Source organism: Acinetobacter sp. GQ146 (genome assembly GCF_059758585.1).
In genome coordinates this window covers 1-16686 of sequence record NZ_JCAXDV010000010.1, presented here as the reverse complement: position 1 = coordinate 16686, position 16686 = coordinate 1, and the positions used below count along the sequence as shown (strand labels likewise).

The following is a 16686-nucleotide window of genomic DNA, read 5'->3' as shown; positions in this document are numbered from 1 at the left end:
CCTTCTCATAAGAAGGGTTTTTTATTTCATGGAAAAACTAAAGATATTTTAACAGCGCAATCTGCTTGTTTTGATGCTTAAATTTGGAAAACCAGCGCATCAATGGATAAAGCCCTATGGATAGGATAATCGCAATCCACCAAAGGGTAGAGACCTGAGCTACCCCAAAATAATGGCCCTGATTGCTTCCCCATAGCGATACAGCCCCGAGATAAAGCAGCTTTAACAGCAATAAATGCACAATATAAAAGAACATCGGTACTGAACCAAAAATAATCAGGGGACGTACCCATGCCCGATGCTGCACTTTTGCCAAAGCCAGTAATAACAGCAGTCCCACCCCAACATTCCATAAAATAAACAATAAAGAAGGTGGATATTTGGTCAGGTTAAAAAAACTCATCAGCGTTTGTAGCGGTGTTGGGAACATCTGCCAAGCCGTATCACCATAAACATTGAGACTACGTAAAATAAAAAACAACACTAGACTGCCGCAGGCAAATCCCAATAAACGTTTGTTGCGTTGCTGTTCGGTGATACTCGGCTGAAATAAAGCCTGCCCCAGACTATAGCCCAGCACAATCACACCGATCCAAGGCAATACAGGATAAGAGGTGCGCAGTTTAATCACCTCGCCAATCTCAATCCAGCCACGCTCATGCAAGATCAGCCAAAATGGCTGCAAAATTGAAATCTGGGATAATGCGATTTGATCCAGCAGGTTATGCGCAAAAATAATCAATCCCGCAATCAGCCAGAGGATTTTCTGTGGCAGTCCAATCAATACCGCCAAGGCGATCATACTGATCCCAATGGCCCAAATCACTTGCAAATAAATCACTTGTGGAGGGAACTGCCCTGTCCAAGCAAAATTAATCACCAGCAGTTCCAGCACCACCAGAAATAGCCCACGCTTCAGCAGAAACTCACGCGTCATCCGCAGACTATTGTGCTTGGCTTGATATAAATAGGCCGATAATCCCGTCAGAATCACAAATATTGGGGCACATAGATGCGCCAACAGGCGACTCAAGAACAGACTGGTTTCGCTCTGAGCAATGTTCATGGGGTCGGAAACTTGATGATGCAAATAAAAGGTTTCACGGACATGGTCTACCATCATAATTAAAATGACCAGACCGCGCAGTGCATCAATCGCCTGAAGGCGCTGAGAAAGTGCAGACATGATGAGATATAATAGATATGTTATAATATTACATATTCTATGCGGTTTTGAACCCAAAAGAAACCTCAACCACGGCTGAGTCCGTAGGTTGTAAGATGGGCTAAATGTACATACAGTCTATGGACGAATTTCTTTGAGTTCGCGGCGAATAAAATGCTGAATCATTTCCCGATAGATCTGTTCGATGAGGTCAGGATCGGTGCCCTTCTGTTCCGCTTGCTGACGAACTTTGGCAATCACCTGTTCAACCCGTTCAGGCGACTGAACCTCATGTTCAGTCCGTTTAAAACGTACCGCCTGATCGACGTAAAACTGTCGGGTGGTAATTAATTCAATCAGGTGCTGATCAATCACATCAATTTTGTCTCGAACTTGCTCGAGTGACTCACATTTCTCTTTCTGCATTGGTTTGATCTTCTGGTGTTAAGCTGGAGTTTTCCGCTTCATTTTCTAGTTTATATTGTTCTTCTAACACATTACTGAAAATACTTTCAATCATCCAGACCCGATATAGACTATTAAAGGTATAACTTTGCCCATCAATCCGTAATTCGAGTACGGGGAAATCGGGCTGCGACTTCATTTCACACAGCACATCATTTTCTTTGAGTTTGGCTTGAATGTCATCTTGACTCAATTGCAGGATGCCCAATTCATGCTGTAATTCCTGAAAATGTGCCTTAAAGGACAAATCCTTCCCTTGCGTCCACACCGCTTGCAAAATGCGGTGCATGCTCTCAATCCGCTGTTCTTCAGGCACACTGTAATACAACTGGGCCATGGCATAGGTCGACTCTTTGGTCGGACGGCAGAACGGGGTAAACGCCACTTCGGTACGTTGAGACAAGCGCGTCGCCAGACTCCAGTCAAACCAGTCACGGCCATGATAACTGAGCGGATAAACCGTCAACTGAATATTATAGTAAGCAGCCAATTCTTCCTTAATATAGGCCAGCAACAGCCACGAAATTGGGTCTTCTAAGGCTATATACAAATCCAGCTCAGGATCAAGGGCTTGAATCTCATTCAGTTCTTCAGCATCACTGATTAAATGCTCACGCCATTCAATGTGATTAATCAAGAAGATTGGGTTGCCGATCAGCAGTTTTTGTCGTTTTAACCGACGAGTTAAACGTAGCAGATCATCCACGGCATGATATTTACGGTCCGAGAATTCAAAATAACTGGCCAGTACCGCCTCATCATTAAACACCCGTTCTGGGAAATGCTGTTCCTGATGATGTTTGCTCGCCATGGCATATAAAGTGCGCAACTTGCCATACTGCTTTTGCCAGAGCATATGGAAGACATCTTCCAGCAAATACAGGAAATCCTGCCCTTGCAAGGGGGTATTTCTGAGAATGGTTTCGGCCTGAGCAATCGCTTCTTGTGAGGGCTGTTCAGGGGTTTCGTGGAAACTAAAGCGATGCTGCTTGGATAAGATCTGCGCATCATTCAAACAATACTGTTGCCATTCCTGCGCCGACATATGATTGGGAGGTTCAGGCGTGCGGCTGGAAATAATCACTTTCAGTGGTTTAAGTTCATCACTCAAGATTTCTTCAAGTTGCGGCAACTGCTGCACGGCCAAATAACTATACACATCATCTAAACGTAAATGAATGTTTAAACCATGCTCCGTAGGCAACACCTCTTGACGAGTTGGCTTTTGATAAAACCATCTCGATCGGATCGGATCGAACCAACGGCGTAACAGTGACATGAGTTGCCTCTAATCTAGAAATAGCGAATGAAAGGGTTTCCAGTTCGCAGAAAAATAACCAGTACAGTGAACAGAAAGTCTTAAAATACAATAAGTCTCAAGCAAAACGTAGCATAATTCAAGACTAAATATTCAATCCTTCCCGACAGGCTACAGTTCCAAATTTAAATCGGTTACTGCACCCTTTTCAGCCCCAGTGGTGAGTTTAGCAAACTTCGCCAGTGCACCGTGGGTATAATTCGGTTTTGGCTTGACCCAGCGGTTTTGCCGTGCTGCTCTTTCTTGTTCCGAGACATGCCAAGTCATTTCTCGGGTTTCCGCATTAATCGAAATCCGGTCGCCATTTTGTACCAAGCCAATCGGTCCTCCGTCATAAGCTTCTGGCGTGACATGTCCAATCACAAAGCCGTGACTGCCGCCAGAAAAGCGTCCATCGGTAATCAGTGCAACGGAACTGCCCAGCCCTTTGCCAATAATGGCCGAAGTCGGTTTCAGCATCTCTGGCATGCCGGGTCCCCCTTTGGGGCCAACTCCTCGAATCACCACCACCTCACCGGCTTGGACTTCACCATCCAGAATACCGCGCATAGCCCTGATTTCACCCTCAAATACTCGGGCAGGACCTTCAAAATACAGCCCTTCTTTTCCCGTGATTTTGGCCACAGCCCCTGTGGGCGACAAATTGCCTTTCAAAATGACCAAATGCGAGTCCTTTTTAATCGGAGCAGCAAACGGCAGGATAATCTGCTGCCCTTCTGGATAGTCCTCAACCTCCGCCAGATTTTCAGCCAAGGTTTTGCCTGTGACAGTTAAACAGCTGCCATCCAGCATGCCCGCATCGAGCATGCGTTTCATCAAAGGCTGAATTCCGCCAATCGCAATCAGTTCCGACATCAGGTATTTGCCCGAAGGACGGACATCGGCCACCACAGGAATTTCTGCCCCAATCCGCACAAAATCATCCAAGCTCAACTCGACACCTGCTGAATGGGCCATGGCAATTAAATGCAGCACCCCATTGGTTGAGCCTCCCAAAGCAATCAAGACCTTAATTGCATTTTCAAAGGCCGCTTTGGTCATAATGTCTCGTGGTTTAATGTCGAGTTTTAGCAGATTCATCACGGCCGCCCCTGCCCGCAGACAATCTTGCTGCTTATCGGAAGAAATAGCTTCTTGTGCAGAAGAACCGGGTAAACTCATCCCCAGAGCTTCAATCGCAGACGCCATGGAGTTAGCGGTATACATGCCGCCACACGAGCCAGGACCAGGCAAGGCCACCTCTTCAATCTGTTTGACTTGAATGGCATTGATCTCGCCTTTGGCATATTGCCCCACCGCTTCAAAGACCGAAATCATATCGGTATGTCCTGCACCCGGTTGAATGGTTCCACCATAAATAAAAATCGCAGGACGGTTTAAGCGTGCCATCCCCATAATGCAACCTGGCATGTTTTTATCACAGCCACCAATCGCAATCACGGCATCATAGGCTTGGCAAGCGACCACGGTTTCAATTGAATCCGCAATAATTTCCCGCGACAGCAAGGAATATTTCATGCCCTCTGTGCCATTGGAAATGCCATCTGAAATGGTGATGGTATTGAAAATAATGCCTTTGCCACCTGCTGTGTTTACACCTGATTCTACATCCCGAGCCAAGGCATCAATATGCATATTACACGGCGTGACATTGGCCCAAGTCGAGGCGATCCCAATAAAAGGACGGTCAAAATCGGCATCTTGAAAGCCTGTGGCACGCATCATGGAACGTGCCGGTGCATTTTCAATGCCTGCATAAACAGGGGCCGAATGTTCGCGGATATTGTTTTTACTCATTATATTGGTCCTTGGCATGGGCTGCGTATGTGCGAGTCTGGATTATTTCTTCTGTTTTTTAAATTGTATAGAAAGTAGACTGCACATGAAAGTCAGCTGCGATGTATCCCATTCAGCTATTCTTATTTTCTACCCAACTCAGCTCATAGGATGAATCGACAAAGATCTTGCTGTTTCACTGTATGGTCAGGATGCCATATCAGGGGAAACAAAGGCGTTTTGTTAGTTTTCTACGCTCTAATCGGGCCAATCTTAAAGATCAATATGACTGTACTATTTGTATTCCCCCATAAAAAAGCACCCCGAATGGAGTGCCCTTTTAATCTGTCAAAGCATTACAAATTAAATTTCACGTACCGCACCTTTGGATGCGCTGGTGGTATGCATTGCATAAGCTTTTAAGGCTTTAGACACTTTACGTGGACGCGGTTCCGCTGGCTGCCAACCTTTGGCTTCTTGTGCTTCACGGCGCGCTGCCATGGTTGCCTCATCCACGGCCAAGTGAATGCTACGATTTGGAATATCAATTTCGATACGATCGCCATCTTCAACCAAACCAATGGCACCACCTTCAGCAGCTTCTGGTGAAACGTGACCAATCGAAAGACCAGAAGATCCGCCAGAGAAGCGACCATCGGTGAGCAAGGCACAGTCTTTACCCAAACCTTTCGATTTTAAATAGCTGGTTGGGTACAACATTTCTTGCATCCCCGGACCACCACGTGGACCTTCATAACGAATCACCACGACATCGCCTGCCGTGATTTTTCCACCCAGAATCGCTTCTACCGCAGCATCTTGGCTTTCAAAAACACAGGCTGTGCCGTTGAATTTCAAGATGGAATCATCTACCCCTGCGGTTTTGACAATACAGCCATCCAGCGCGATGTTGCCGTAAAGCACCGCTAAACCACCATCTTGAGAGAACGCATGTTCGGCATTACGAATCACACCGTTGTTACGGTCGCCATCCAAACGTGAATAGTAACGATCTTGTGAGAATGCCGTTTGCGTTGGTACACCACCAGGTGCTGAACGGAAGAACTGATACACTTCTTCGTCTTCAGTGCGGATGATGTCCCATTTGTCCAACGCATCTTTTAAGGTTTTTTCATGTACAGTCGGTACAGACGTATCTAACAAGCCCGCACGGTCCAACTCACCCAAGATCGACATAATACCGCCCGCACGGTGGACATCTTCCATGTGAACATCTTGCTTTGCAGGAGCCACTTTACACAGTACAGGTACTTGACGTGACAAACGATCAATATCGGTCATGGTAAAGTCGACTTCAGCTTCATGCGCTGCCGCCAACAAATGGAGAACCGTATTGGTTGAACCGCCCATAGAAATATCAAGAGTCATGGCATTTTCAAAAGCTGCTTTGGTGGCAATTGAACGTGGTAACAAGCTGTAATCGTTTTGTTCGTAATGGCGTTTAGTGATCTCAACGATCAATTGACCTGCTTTTTCGAATAATTTTTTACGATTCGCATGTGTCGCTAAAGTTGAGCCATTGCCTGGAAGTGAAAGACCCAAAGCTTCGGTTAAACAGTTCATTGAGTTCGCAGTGAACATGCCTGAACATGAACCACACGTTGGACATGCAGAACGTTCGTATTCAGCCACTTCTTCATCGGTAAAGCTGTCATCTGCCGCCACAATCATGGCATCAACCAAGTCAATCGCGTGTTCATTGCCACGGATTTTGACTTTACCCGCTTCCATTGGACCGCCAGACACAAACACCACTGGAATATTCAGACGCATCGATGCCATCAGCATCCCTGGGGTAATTTTGTCACAGTTCGAAATACAGACCATGGCATCGGCACAGTGTGCATTGACCATGTATTCAACTGAGTCGGCAATCAAATCACGTGATGGCAATGAATACAGCATGCCATCATGCCCCATCGCAATCCCGTCATCGACCGCAATGGTATTGAACTCTTTCGCCACACCACCTGCAGCTTCAATTTCACGCGCAACCAACTGCCCTAAATCTTTAAGATGCACATGGCCCGGAACGAATTGGGTAAAAGAGTTGACCACCGCAATAATCGGTTTGCCAAAATCTTCATCTTTCATACCTGTCGCGCGCCATAAACCACGTGCGCCAGCCATATTTCTTCCATGTGTTGATGTTTTTGAACGATAATCAGGCATTTGCGTTTCCAACAAAGTTTGTGCTTGATATGAATCTGCGATTCACTCTGGCTAAAGAAGACTGATATTTGATCTTGAATCAGTCGAAACATAGGCAACATCATACTTAAGTGTTTAACAGACAACCAGCTTTTCACTTTGCTGCATCACAAAATACCGGCTATATTTCGACAAATGATCTCAAAGAAAACTCTACTGAGCCTACTATAAACTGCGCAAGGCAAATTAAATACAAAACTTTCATGAATATTTTTTTAATTTTGCATAACTAAAAGTTTTCAAATCTAGCTTGGCCTCCACGGGCTTGTGAAAAAAACAGGTCAGCAGCCATTGGAATGTTACAGCAGATGTTCTTCAGTCGGATTGGTGCTGGTTTTGGCATATAATAGGCGCAATTTTCTATGGAATTTGATGTGTGAAAATCATCTTTGCAGGTACACCTGAATTTGCTGCTTGTGCTTTGGCTGCTTTACTCAAAACAGAACATGAAATTGTTGCGGTATACACCCAACCCGACCGCAAAGCAGGTCGTGGACAAAAGCTCACAGCATCTGCAGTAAAACAGTTGGCGCTGGAACATGATTTACCTGTCTATCAACCTTTACACTTCAAATCCTCCACTGAAGAAGGCTTAGCCGCACAACAGCAGCTCAAAGAGTTAAATGCTGATGTGATGGTGGTGGCTGCTTATGGTCTGATCTTGCCGCAAGTGGTGCTGGATACCCCGAAATATGGCTGTCTCAATATTCATGGCTCACTGTTACCGCGCTGGCGGGGTGCTGCACCCATTCAACGTGCCATTGCTACGGGCGATGCCGAAACAGGGGTGACCATTATGAAAATGGCGGCAGGCCTAGATACGGGTGACATGATGTACAAAACCTATTGCCCAATCGAAGCCACAGATACCTCTGCGACGCTGCACGATAAATTGGCCATCCAAGGTGCTGAAGCGATTGTGGCGGTATTGCAGTCGGAACAGACTTTACAACAATATTTAGCCGAGCGTGAAGTGCAGGATGAAGCCTTAACGGTGTATGCACATAAACTCAGCAAAGCTGAAGCACAAATTGATTGGTCACAAGACGCGATAAGCATTGATCGTAATATTCGTGCTTTTAACCCATGGCCCGTGGCATTTATCGCACTCGATGAGCAAAATAACTTAAGAGTCTGGAATTCCGTCTTGTCAGATGAAATGACAGACAAGACCCAAGTGGGTGAAATTATTGCGATTGATAAACACGGTGTACATGTTGCCTGTGCCAATCATACCGTCATCATACTCACAACGTTACAATGGCCAGGTGGCAAGCCACTGAATGCTGTACAAATTTTACAAACCCAAAAACTGAATATTGGACAAATTTTATAATGAAACAATCTCCCCACGCCTCAGGTAAGACCTTAAACTTACGTGCTCAGGTTGTTAAAACGTTATTGGCGGTCCAAAATGGTCAATCACTGGCATCGGTGCTTCAACAACACATGGCGATTGTGTCCGACAAAGACCGTGCCTTGTACCATGAATTAGTTCTTGGCTGTTTACGCCAATGGCATGCACTGAAACAGGTGACCTTACCATTGCTGTCTAAACCATTAGAAAATCAAGTGGTTGAAACCTGTTTATACGTAGGTCTATACCAATTGCTGTGTACTCGCGTTGCCGCCCACGCTGCGATTTCTGAAACGGTAGATGCTGCAAAACAATTGGGTATGGAAAGCTTAAGTGGTGTGGTCAATGCGATTTTGCGCCGTGCAACCCGAGAAACAGAGCAGTTCTACGATGTCTTAGAACAAGCCTCGAATTTGCCAAGCTGGTTATCCAAACGTTTGAAAAAAGACTGGGGGGATCAACTGGCTGAAATCAGCTATGAGCTAAAACAAGTTGCCCCCCTAACCTTGCGCGTCAATACCTTACAGGTCAGCCGTGACGAATATTTGGAAATCTTAGAAGATGAAGGCATTGAAGCACATGCATGTGAACTTTCTAATGTCGGTATTGTGCTCGATGAGAGTATTCATGTGCCTAGCCTTCCTGGTTTTGAAGTGGGCGGTTTTTCAGTACAGGATGAACATGCGCAACTCTGTGCAACCTTGTTGCCCGACTTAAATGGCAAATTTGTGATTGATGCCTGTGCAGCACCTGGGGGCAAAACAGCGCATATTTTAGAGAAATATCAGCCTAGAAAACTGATCGCCCTCGACCAAGATGAAAAACGCTTAAAACGTGTCGCTGAAAACTTAGAACGTTTGGCTTTAAGCGAAGAGCCAGTGGAAATTATCACTGCCGATGCAGTGAAATGGACATCGCCTGAACTTGCCGATTGTATCGTCCTCGATGCCCCTTGTTCCGCCATTGGCGTGATCCGTCGTCATCCCGATATTCGTTTACTACGTCAATCGAGTGATATTGCCCAAACCGTTGAGCTCCAAAAGCAGATTCTTGAAAATATGTGGCAACAACTCAAAGTGGGCGGCACATTGCTCTACATTACCTGTTCAATTTTAAAAGCAGAAAATGAACAGCAAATGGTCGATTTCTTTGCCAAACATATTGATGCTAAAGAAATTAAAATTAATGCCGATTGGGGGATTGAGCAGATTCATGGTCGCCAATTGTTCCCACAAATAGGGCATGGCGATGGTTTTTATTATTGCTTAATCGAAAAAACTGCCTAAACCAGACAAGGAAACAGAAGCTCAGTCTTCTGTTTCCTTATTACTGCATTAACTCAAAAACTTAAACAGCACCAGACTCAGCGCTAAACATGCCATCCCGGTAACCAAACCATAGACGGTTTCATGCCCTCGTGCATATTTTTTCGCGGTCGGTAGCAGTTCATCCAATGCCAAATACACCATCACCCCGCCAATCAGGCCAAACACCGCCCCATAAACACTGAAACTCAAATACGGTGCCAAAATAAAATAACCGATCATCGCCCCTAAAGGTTCAGCTAAACCGGAAACAAAACTCGCGATTAAGGCCGAGCTTTTTTTCTGTGTTGCCATGTAGACAGGCAAAGCAATCGCAATCCCTTCCGGAATATTATGAATTGCTATGGCCACAGCAAGCGGTGCTCCCAATGCAGGACTTTCCAAGGTTGCGAAAAATGTGGCCAATCCTTCAGGAAAATTATGTGCCGTAATGGCAAATAAGGTCAGTAATCCCGTCCGTAACAATTGTTGCTGGTTAATGCCATGCGCACTTTGTTCTTCGATGGTTTCATGCGGATTAGGAATACAACGATCTAAAATCAGGACCAGAATGACCCCGAGCAATAAGGATAAAGTCCCTAAGGCATAGCCCGTTTTGTCATCAAAGGCTTGAGTAAAGGACTGGATGGATTTGTTCAGAATTTCGGTCAAGGACACATAAATCATCGCCCCAGCAGAAAATGCCAAACCAAAAGAGAGAATACGATAACTGGGTTTTTTAAAGAACAAAACCAGTGCACCTCCCAAAACCGTTGCCAGTCCCGCAAGAAAAGTCACGCCAAAGGCGATCCACACCTGATACGGCAAGAGAGGATCCATACCGCCATGCTCTAAAAATAAGAAAGCCATTATCTTAAATGATAATGGCTTTCATTTGCATATGCTCAGTATTTACTGAAACAATTTATTTATAAGGTGTGCTGGTCTTTCACTTCTTCCAGCACATCATCCAAATCTTCAGGATGTTTCATAAGATGGGCGATAGAGAGCGCCAATCCACCCCATAAAAATACGATCGAAATAATCATCATAATGATTGCAGAAGTATTCATACTTATTCTCCTATCGATCTTTCATTTTACTGAGCACGATTGCTACAACAGCACAGAAAATCACGCTGCCCCATCCAAATACACCTTGCAAGCTCATGCTATAAGTGTCGTAACCATTCTTCACTAAGTTGAACAGGGTCATGCTTAGTGTAGTAATTAAAATCAAAGTGGTAATTACAGTTAATGTAAATGCCCAGCCTTTACCTAATTGAATGGTCGAAATACGGTTCACATGATCACGTAATTCAATCAATGCAGAACGCTTAAACCAAGCAATACAGATAATTGAAGCTAATGCACCGCCAACAATACCAATGTTATTGATGAAGTGATCAATAATATCAACCAGTTTAATGGCATTAACACTAGAGAAAATACTGATCGAAACTAATGCACTACCACCACCCACAATCGATACAGCTTTGGCACGGCTCCATTTCAATTTATCTTGCATAGCCGCAATTGGAACTTCCAAAATACTGACCATCGAAGAAATACCCGCTACAAACAGTGACGAGAAGAATAAGAAACCGAATAAGTCCGCACCTGCTCCTAAGCTCGAGATAATTTTAGGGAATGCAATAAATGCCAGACCAATACCGCCACTGACAACATCTTTAACTTCTGTGCCAGCCGCATGTGCCATAAAGCCCAATGCTGCAAAGATACCAATACCTGCGAGAATTTCAGTAGAAGCATTGGCAAAGCCAACGATTAAACCTGAACCCGTTAAATTGGTTTTTGGTTTTAGATATGATGAATACGTCACCATAATACCGAAACCGACTGAAAGCGAGAAGAAGGTATGACCATAGGCAGCTAACCACACTTTATAGTCTAATAATCCCGCCCAATTTGGGGTAAAGAAAGCATTTAAACCTTGTGCTGCACCTGGCAAACGTAAAGCTTGAATCACAAGGAAAGAGAACAATACGAATAACAAAGGCATAAAGATTTTGTTAGACAGCTCTACCCCTTTCTTCACACCACCAAATAAAATAATCAGTGTGAGTGCCCAAATTCCAACGATTGGCCAGAATAAATGACTGACAAATTGGAAATCAATCCCTGCTGCCTTGGAAGTCTGTAAGTAGGTGCTGAAGAAAAAGCTTTCAGGATCATTACCCCATGCCTGACCAATCGAGAAATACACATAACTTCCCGCCCAAGTCAGTACGCTGGCATAGTACAAACCAATAATGATACACACACATACTTGCCACCAGCCTAAGGTCTCACCGCCCTTGAACAGAGAGCGATAGGCTTTTGGTGGAGAATTGTTGCTACGATGCCCAACGGCATAGTCTAAGAATAATAACGGTAGACCTGCAGTAATCAATGCAAGTAAATAAGGAATAAGAAACGCACCGCCGCCATTTTCATACGCAACGTAAGGAAAGCGCCAAATATTACCTAAACCAACAGCCGAACCTACGGCTGCAATAATAAAACCAGATCGTGACGTCCAGTTTTCACGAGAATCTGCCATGAAACACACCTAAACCTTGGGGTATTTTTATTGCTGCTTGTTATACGGATTAATATGGCAAGCAAAAAAATACCATTCAAAAATCTTTTTATTGTTTGATTTAGCTTCCACCTTTTGAGTGTCTCGTTCTAAATTGCAAACAGATGAAATGCACACAAAATCTTGGTTAAAGTCTTCTGGATTTTTTTCACCTCTTAATAATTGAACAATACCCACTTTTGTTATTTTTTGCTGTAATTTCTGGATGAAAGATCATGCTTTTATATTCTATTTTTAATCAATTGATCAAAATATAGCTCTTCAAGTGATCTATTTTTTAAAATAGGTTAACAAAGTAAAAAAAGCAAGAACTTTAAAAAACGAGAAAATTCTCCTATTTTTTCCACTATTTCTTATCCCAAGTGAATCTGCTTTGTGTAGCCATTTATCCACTCAGCTTAGTTTTCAAGAAATGATTGCGTTGTTTCCGCTTTTGCAACTATTCCGCAATGCATACCATTAAAATTGAGCTGATCCGCCACTCAGCCTCTCCTCTTCAGATCATTTTAATCGGGCTTCATCTCTAGACTCACAGAATTTATTTTGCGACAAACTTCTGATTTTTATATTAAAACTTATTTTACTTCTCAAATTGAAGAACCATCCATCTGTTCCTTTACGCAAAATAGCATTTTGACTACTGCATCTTGCATCACATCGCTATATGATGCTCTGAAATACAACTGAAAGACTATTTTTTAAAACTTTTCTAACACCAAGACACAACACAATTTAGGATAAAAGTATGAAAGCAGTACAAGCAGGATTATTGACATTAGGCCTAGGATTAAGTGGCTTAGCACAAGCCGACTTAATCGCTCTCAAAGGTGATGTAAGTTATTGGGCTTATGATGGTCATGCTGAAATGACCAATTCTGTGCCTGGTACAGAAGAGAAATTAGACAATGATGGCGCGGTGCAATTCTCAGTGGCTTTTGAACATCCCGTACCAATTATTCCAAATGCCAAAATTCGCTATGTCAATTTGGATACGCAAACCAAAAATAATGCTTATGATCTCGATCTTGATCATGCTGACTTCATTCTCTATTACGAAATTTTAGATAATGTGGTCGACCTTGATATCGGTGCAGGTGCAACAACCTTAAATGGTCATATCAACAGTTTAAGTAAACGTACGAATATTGATGAAACCTATCCTATTCTTTACGGTACAGTAGGCGGCAAATTTCCTTGGACGGGTTTAAGTGCTAAGGCGGAATTAACCTATAGCAACTTTGATGATGCACAATTAACCGATGCTTTGGCTGAAATCCAATACAACTTCATTGACACGATGTTGGTCGATGTCGGGCTTAAAGCAGGTTACCGTATTTTTACGGTTGATTTAGATGACTATGACCATAGCGACATCAAACTTGAATTTAAAGGTCCATATATTGGTTTAGATGCGCACTTCTAATCACCTGAATAAAGAATAAAAGCTGAATGTTGCACATTCAGCTTTTTTTTTGGCGATTACATTTATCCCAAGCTCACACCCAAATGATCGTGCCATGTAAGCTTTTACTTACGATAACTCTGGAGATTTTCACCTATTATCAGCATGATCAATGAATTAAAATGAAAAAATACAGAGACAGGACGTCTCATGAAATAAACATAAAAATCGCAGGAAGGGTCGTAATTGACAGCAGTTGATGACTAACACCGCATATAGAAATCCCTGTCAGGATGACGGGGCTTTTCTTTCTTGCACAAAGCGCGCTATGTAAAATTCATCAAGCTCAAGGCATCTCATATCAATTACATAATGCTGTAATTCATTAAAATAATTCATATTGACGCAGTATATGGCACTGCCTAACATCCTTATCATTTGAATTAAATCTGGAAAATATTTTGTCACGCTCACAAAGCTTCACACATACCACTGCCCTAACAAGATCTTCGGAAATTAAAGTTGGCATTTTATCTTGCAGCCTTTTAATGCTGGTCGGATGCTCTAGTTTGGGGGGAAATTCTGTTGAAAAGCGTGCAGGCAAGCTATCTTCAGGCATTCAAAAGGCCTTCGCTGTCGACTCGACAACAGCAAACCGTGTGGCACCGATGATTGTGCAAAGTGCAGATCAATATCAGGTCGATCCTTTACTGATTGCCGCGATGATTCGGCAAGAATCAAGTTACCGCAATTATGCAATTTCACCCGCTGGTGCAGTCGGATTAACGCAGGTCATGCCGACATATTGGCAACAAGTGTGTCCTGGAGATTTATTTGATGAAGCCAGTAATATTAATTGTGGCACTTACATTTTGGCGAAATATAATCAATCTGCAGGAAGCTGGAAGAAAGCCCTTGCCTACTATAACGTAGGGCCAACTGGTTACGAATCAAGCTGGAAGATGCGCCGCCAGGGCAAAAAATACGCCAAACAAGTCAAACAACACGAAGAAAAATTAAAAGGATCACTATAAATTTAATCTTTATTAAAGATTATAAGCCCAATTTGAAATTGGGCTTATTTTCAAAATTCTTCATTTATAAACTTTTTAAATACTCGATTATGGCTTTATTTTCAGCCATTTCTGCAAGTTCAAGCGCAGTATATTCGGATCGGTAGTCGATTCTCGCCCCTTTGCTGACCAATAATTTCACTACCTCCAAATGATCATTCTCCGCTGCAGCTTGCAGTGCACTATAGCCATCTTCATCAGCTTGATTCGGATCAGCACCATCAAGTAATAATTGTTGCACTTGATCGGCATCACCTAAAGACGACCAATACACAAGCTCTGGGAGATGAAGTTCTTCATCATCTTCGGGGATTGGTGAGAAAGAGTTAAGTTTCATAGGATATAACCGTTATTTATTGTAGCTCTCAGATCACAATTAGAACCTAAATTTCATGTCTGTTCTACAGGGAAATTGAATCAATTTCTAAGGTTAAAAATAAGCTTACCGCCAATATGTCTAGCAACCCTAAACTTGTCTTTGATAGTACCTATTTCTTTGCGATCACTTGTACAAGAATAATTCTCCCCTCTTCAAGATTTCGCCGCTGATTTTGTGCCATCACTTGAAATTCTGGTCCAAGTAAAAGATGAAATCCAAGAGGTGCTAAACCTTCATTTTTAATCTTGTCAGCAAGTGTCACAAACCATTTACGTGCTGCATCTGTGCTATCCGACCAATCTTGAATCGTAAATCCAACATCAACCAAGAGTTGACGAAGTTCAGCAGGCTCAACCAAAAAGCTACTCTCTTGTGTTTTTGCCCAAGGTACAGGAAAAAGCACTTCCCCAGATGGACCAGCAAGAACATCATAAATCGCAAGTGTCCCACCTGACTTTAGTACTCTGTACATTTCTTTATAGAGCTGCGCCTTATCTGGAATGTTCATCGCTACATGTTCAGTCCAAACAACATCAAAGGTTTGATCAGCAAATGGCAGTTCAGTTGCATCACCTTGATGAAAATCAACAAGATGCTGAAGGTTTGTTCGGGCAGAAAGCATCTCGGCAGCCTGACAGTATTCTTCTGTCAAATCGATACCTGTAACATGACAGCCAAAAGCTTCAGCTAAACAACGTGACGTTCCGCCAATACCACTACCAACATCAAGGACATGCATGCTTTTTTCAAGCCCGACTGCTCGTGCTAATTCGAGTGTTGCAGCTCTTCCACGAATATGAAATTCATCAATCGGGGCTAAATCCTCAGGTGTTAGACAGTGAACATCTTTTCCTGCTTTTTCGAGTGCAGCTAAGATAATCTCACCCAAGTTTATACGAGTATAATGCGTCTGAATGACATTATTGACATCTGATTTCATCGATGAGACCTCCTCATCAAAATGTTCACTTTTCTTCACAACTGACTTAAATCATGCCATTTTTTTTAAAATCTCAATGTTACTAAAAAGATCAGTCTAATCATTTTAATAAAAATTCAATTATATCAATCTAATAACCACTTATGAGCAGATTGATAATCATCGAAAAACTTCACTTCACCAGAGATAAACCAATTTCCAATCTTAGCCGCCAATTCCTGCCATTTTTGATCACCATAGATTGCGACTTTATCTATGTTAAAACCAATTTTTAAACCCAGCTTAAAATCATCCCAAACTGCTCGTGGTTCCCATCCTGAAAAATCAGTTATATCAACTAGCATTTTGATATGTTCAGAGTTGATATCTTTAAGGCTAGACTCCAAAACAGGAATAATTTGCTCATAATCATGATGGGTTAACTTTCCAGTAACTTTGAATATCCAAATTGACTCTGAATCGATAGTCTCAATAGCTATCGTAATTCCGTGATGCTCTTTACTCATAGCAACCACCTCGTTCTAATATGTCCTAATACAGCATGAAAAATATAGAAAATAAGATAGCAAAACCTTTCACTCATTAATTTTGCTCTTTTTCCGTCTTTTTATGGAGTTATTCTAGTTACAACGGGTTTTAATTCTGTATTCGTCTTAATTTCCTTATTTTTTCCA

General features: G+C 42.8%; 15 protein-coding genes. 4 read left to right on the top strand and 11 right to left on the bottom strand.

The window, feature by feature from the left end:
- Window positions 1–37: 37 nt before the first annotated feature.
- From AC6CHI_RS14405 to ilvD (AC6CHI_RS14385), 5 genes are all read right to left on the bottom strand, one after another.
- Window positions 38–1186: an acetyltransferase domain-containing protein gene (locus AC6CHI_RS14405; RefSeq protein WP_498122101.1), complete on the bottom strand. Its 1149-nt coding sequence runs from the start codon at window positions 1184–1186 to the stop codon at window positions 38–40.
- 117 nt (window positions 1187–1303) lie between these two features.
- The gene (locus AC6CHI_RS14400) at window positions 1304–1591 is read right to left on the bottom strand and encodes a chorismate mutase (protein WP_458893168.1); all 288 of its coding nucleotides are present in this window, start codon (window positions 1589–1591) and stop codon (window positions 1304–1306) included.
- A complete protein-coding gene (locus AC6CHI_RS14395; protein ID WP_498122100.1) occupies window positions 1572–2909 on the bottom strand; it encodes a hypothetical protein in 1338 nt (445 codons plus the stop codon). The genes AC6CHI_RS14400 and AC6CHI_RS14395 overlap by 20 nt, the downstream gene beginning before the upstream one ends.
- Before the next feature lie 150 nt (window positions 2910–3059).
- Window positions 3060–4745 (bottom strand): dihydroxy-acid dehydratase, encoded by a 1686-nt coding sequence (gene ilvD / locus AC6CHI_RS14390; RefSeq protein ID WP_498122099.1) that lies wholly within the window; start codon window positions 4743–4745, stop codon window positions 3060–3062.
- A 342-nt stretch (window positions 4746–5087) separates the two neighbouring features.
- The gene (gene ilvD / locus AC6CHI_RS14385; protein ID WP_498122098.1) at window positions 5088–6917 is read right to left on the bottom strand and encodes a dihydroxy-acid dehydratase; all 1830 of its coding nucleotides are present in this window, start codon (window positions 6915–6917) and stop codon (window positions 5088–5090) included.
- Window positions 6918–7332: 415 nt separating this feature from the next.
- On the opposite strand from ilvD (AC6CHI_RS14385), the gene fmt reads away from it, so the two are divergent.
- Both fmt and rsmB read left to right on the top strand, forming a co-directional pair.
- Complete coding sequence (fmt, locus tag AC6CHI_RS14380; protein WP_498122096.1) at window positions 7333–8292, top strand: methionyl-tRNA formyltransferase; 960 nt, start codon at window positions 7333–7335, stop codon at window positions 8290–8292.
- Window positions 8292–9599, top strand: coding sequence for a 16S rRNA (cytosine(967)-C(5))-methyltransferase RsmB (rsmB, locus tag AC6CHI_RS14375; RefSeq protein WP_498122095.1), 1308 nt, complete (start codon window positions 8292–8294; stop codon window positions 9597–9599). Before fmt ends, rsmB begins: the two co-directional genes overlap by 1 nt.
- 48 nt (window positions 9600–9647) lie before the next feature.
- On the opposite strand, the gene zupT is transcribed toward rsmB, so the two are convergent.
- The 3 genes from zupT to AC6CHI_RS14360 form a co-directional block, all read right to left on the bottom strand.
- Window positions 9648–10457, bottom strand: a complete 810-nt coding sequence (gene zupT, locus AC6CHI_RS14370; RefSeq protein WP_498122250.1) for a zinc transporter ZupT — start codon at window positions 10455–10457, stop codon at window positions 9648–9650.
- A gap of 89 nt (window positions 10458–10546) precedes the next feature.
- Window positions 10547–10690: a methionine/alanine import family NSS transporter small subunit gene (locus tag AC6CHI_RS14365; RefSeq protein WP_498122093.1), complete on the bottom strand. Its 144-nt coding sequence runs from the start codon at window positions 10688–10690 to the stop codon at window positions 10547–10549.
- Window positions 10691–10700: 10 nt separating this feature from the next.
- Window positions 10701–12179 (bottom strand): sodium-dependent transporter, encoded by a 1479-nt coding sequence (locus tag AC6CHI_RS14360; RefSeq protein ID WP_498122091.1) that lies wholly within the window; start codon window positions 12177–12179, stop codon window positions 10701–10703.
- Window positions 12180–12963: 784 nt separating this feature from the next.
- On the opposite strand from AC6CHI_RS14360, the gene AC6CHI_RS14355 reads away from it, so the two are divergent.
- Window positions 12964–13641, top strand: coding sequence for a TIGR04219 family outer membrane beta-barrel protein (locus AC6CHI_RS14355; protein WP_458893176.1), 678 nt, complete (start codon window positions 12964–12966; stop codon window positions 13639–13641).
- A 527-nt stretch (window positions 13642–14168) separates the two neighbouring features.
- Window positions 14169–14654: a lytic transglycosylase domain-containing protein gene (locus AC6CHI_RS14350; protein ID WP_498122089.1), complete on the top strand. Its 486-nt coding sequence runs from the start codon at window positions 14169–14171 to the stop codon at window positions 14652–14654.
- 64 nt (window positions 14655–14718) lie between these two features.
- Here the strand turns inward: AC6CHI_RS14350 and AC6CHI_RS14345 are convergent, their stop codons facing one another.
- The 3 genes from AC6CHI_RS14345 to AC6CHI_RS14335 all read right to left on the bottom strand — a co-directional run bounded on the left by AC6CHI_RS14345 (window position 14719) and on the right by AC6CHI_RS14335 (window position 16518).
- The gene (locus AC6CHI_RS14345) at window positions 14719–15030 is read right to left on the bottom strand and encodes an ankyrin repeat domain-containing protein (RefSeq protein ID WP_498122087.1); all 312 of its coding nucleotides are present in this window, start codon (window positions 15028–15030) and stop codon (window positions 14719–14721) included.
- Between the two features lie 151 nt (window positions 15031–15181).
- Window positions 15182–16012, bottom strand: a complete 831-nt coding sequence (locus tag AC6CHI_RS14340; protein ID WP_498122085.1) for a class I SAM-dependent methyltransferase — start codon at window positions 16010–16012, stop codon at window positions 15182–15184.
- 125 nt (window positions 16013–16137) lie between these two features.
- Window positions 16138–16518, bottom strand: a complete 381-nt coding sequence (locus AC6CHI_RS14335; RefSeq protein WP_498122083.1) for a SpoIIAA family protein — start codon at window positions 16516–16518, stop codon at window positions 16138–16140.
- Window positions 16519–16686: the final 168 nt, after the last annotated feature.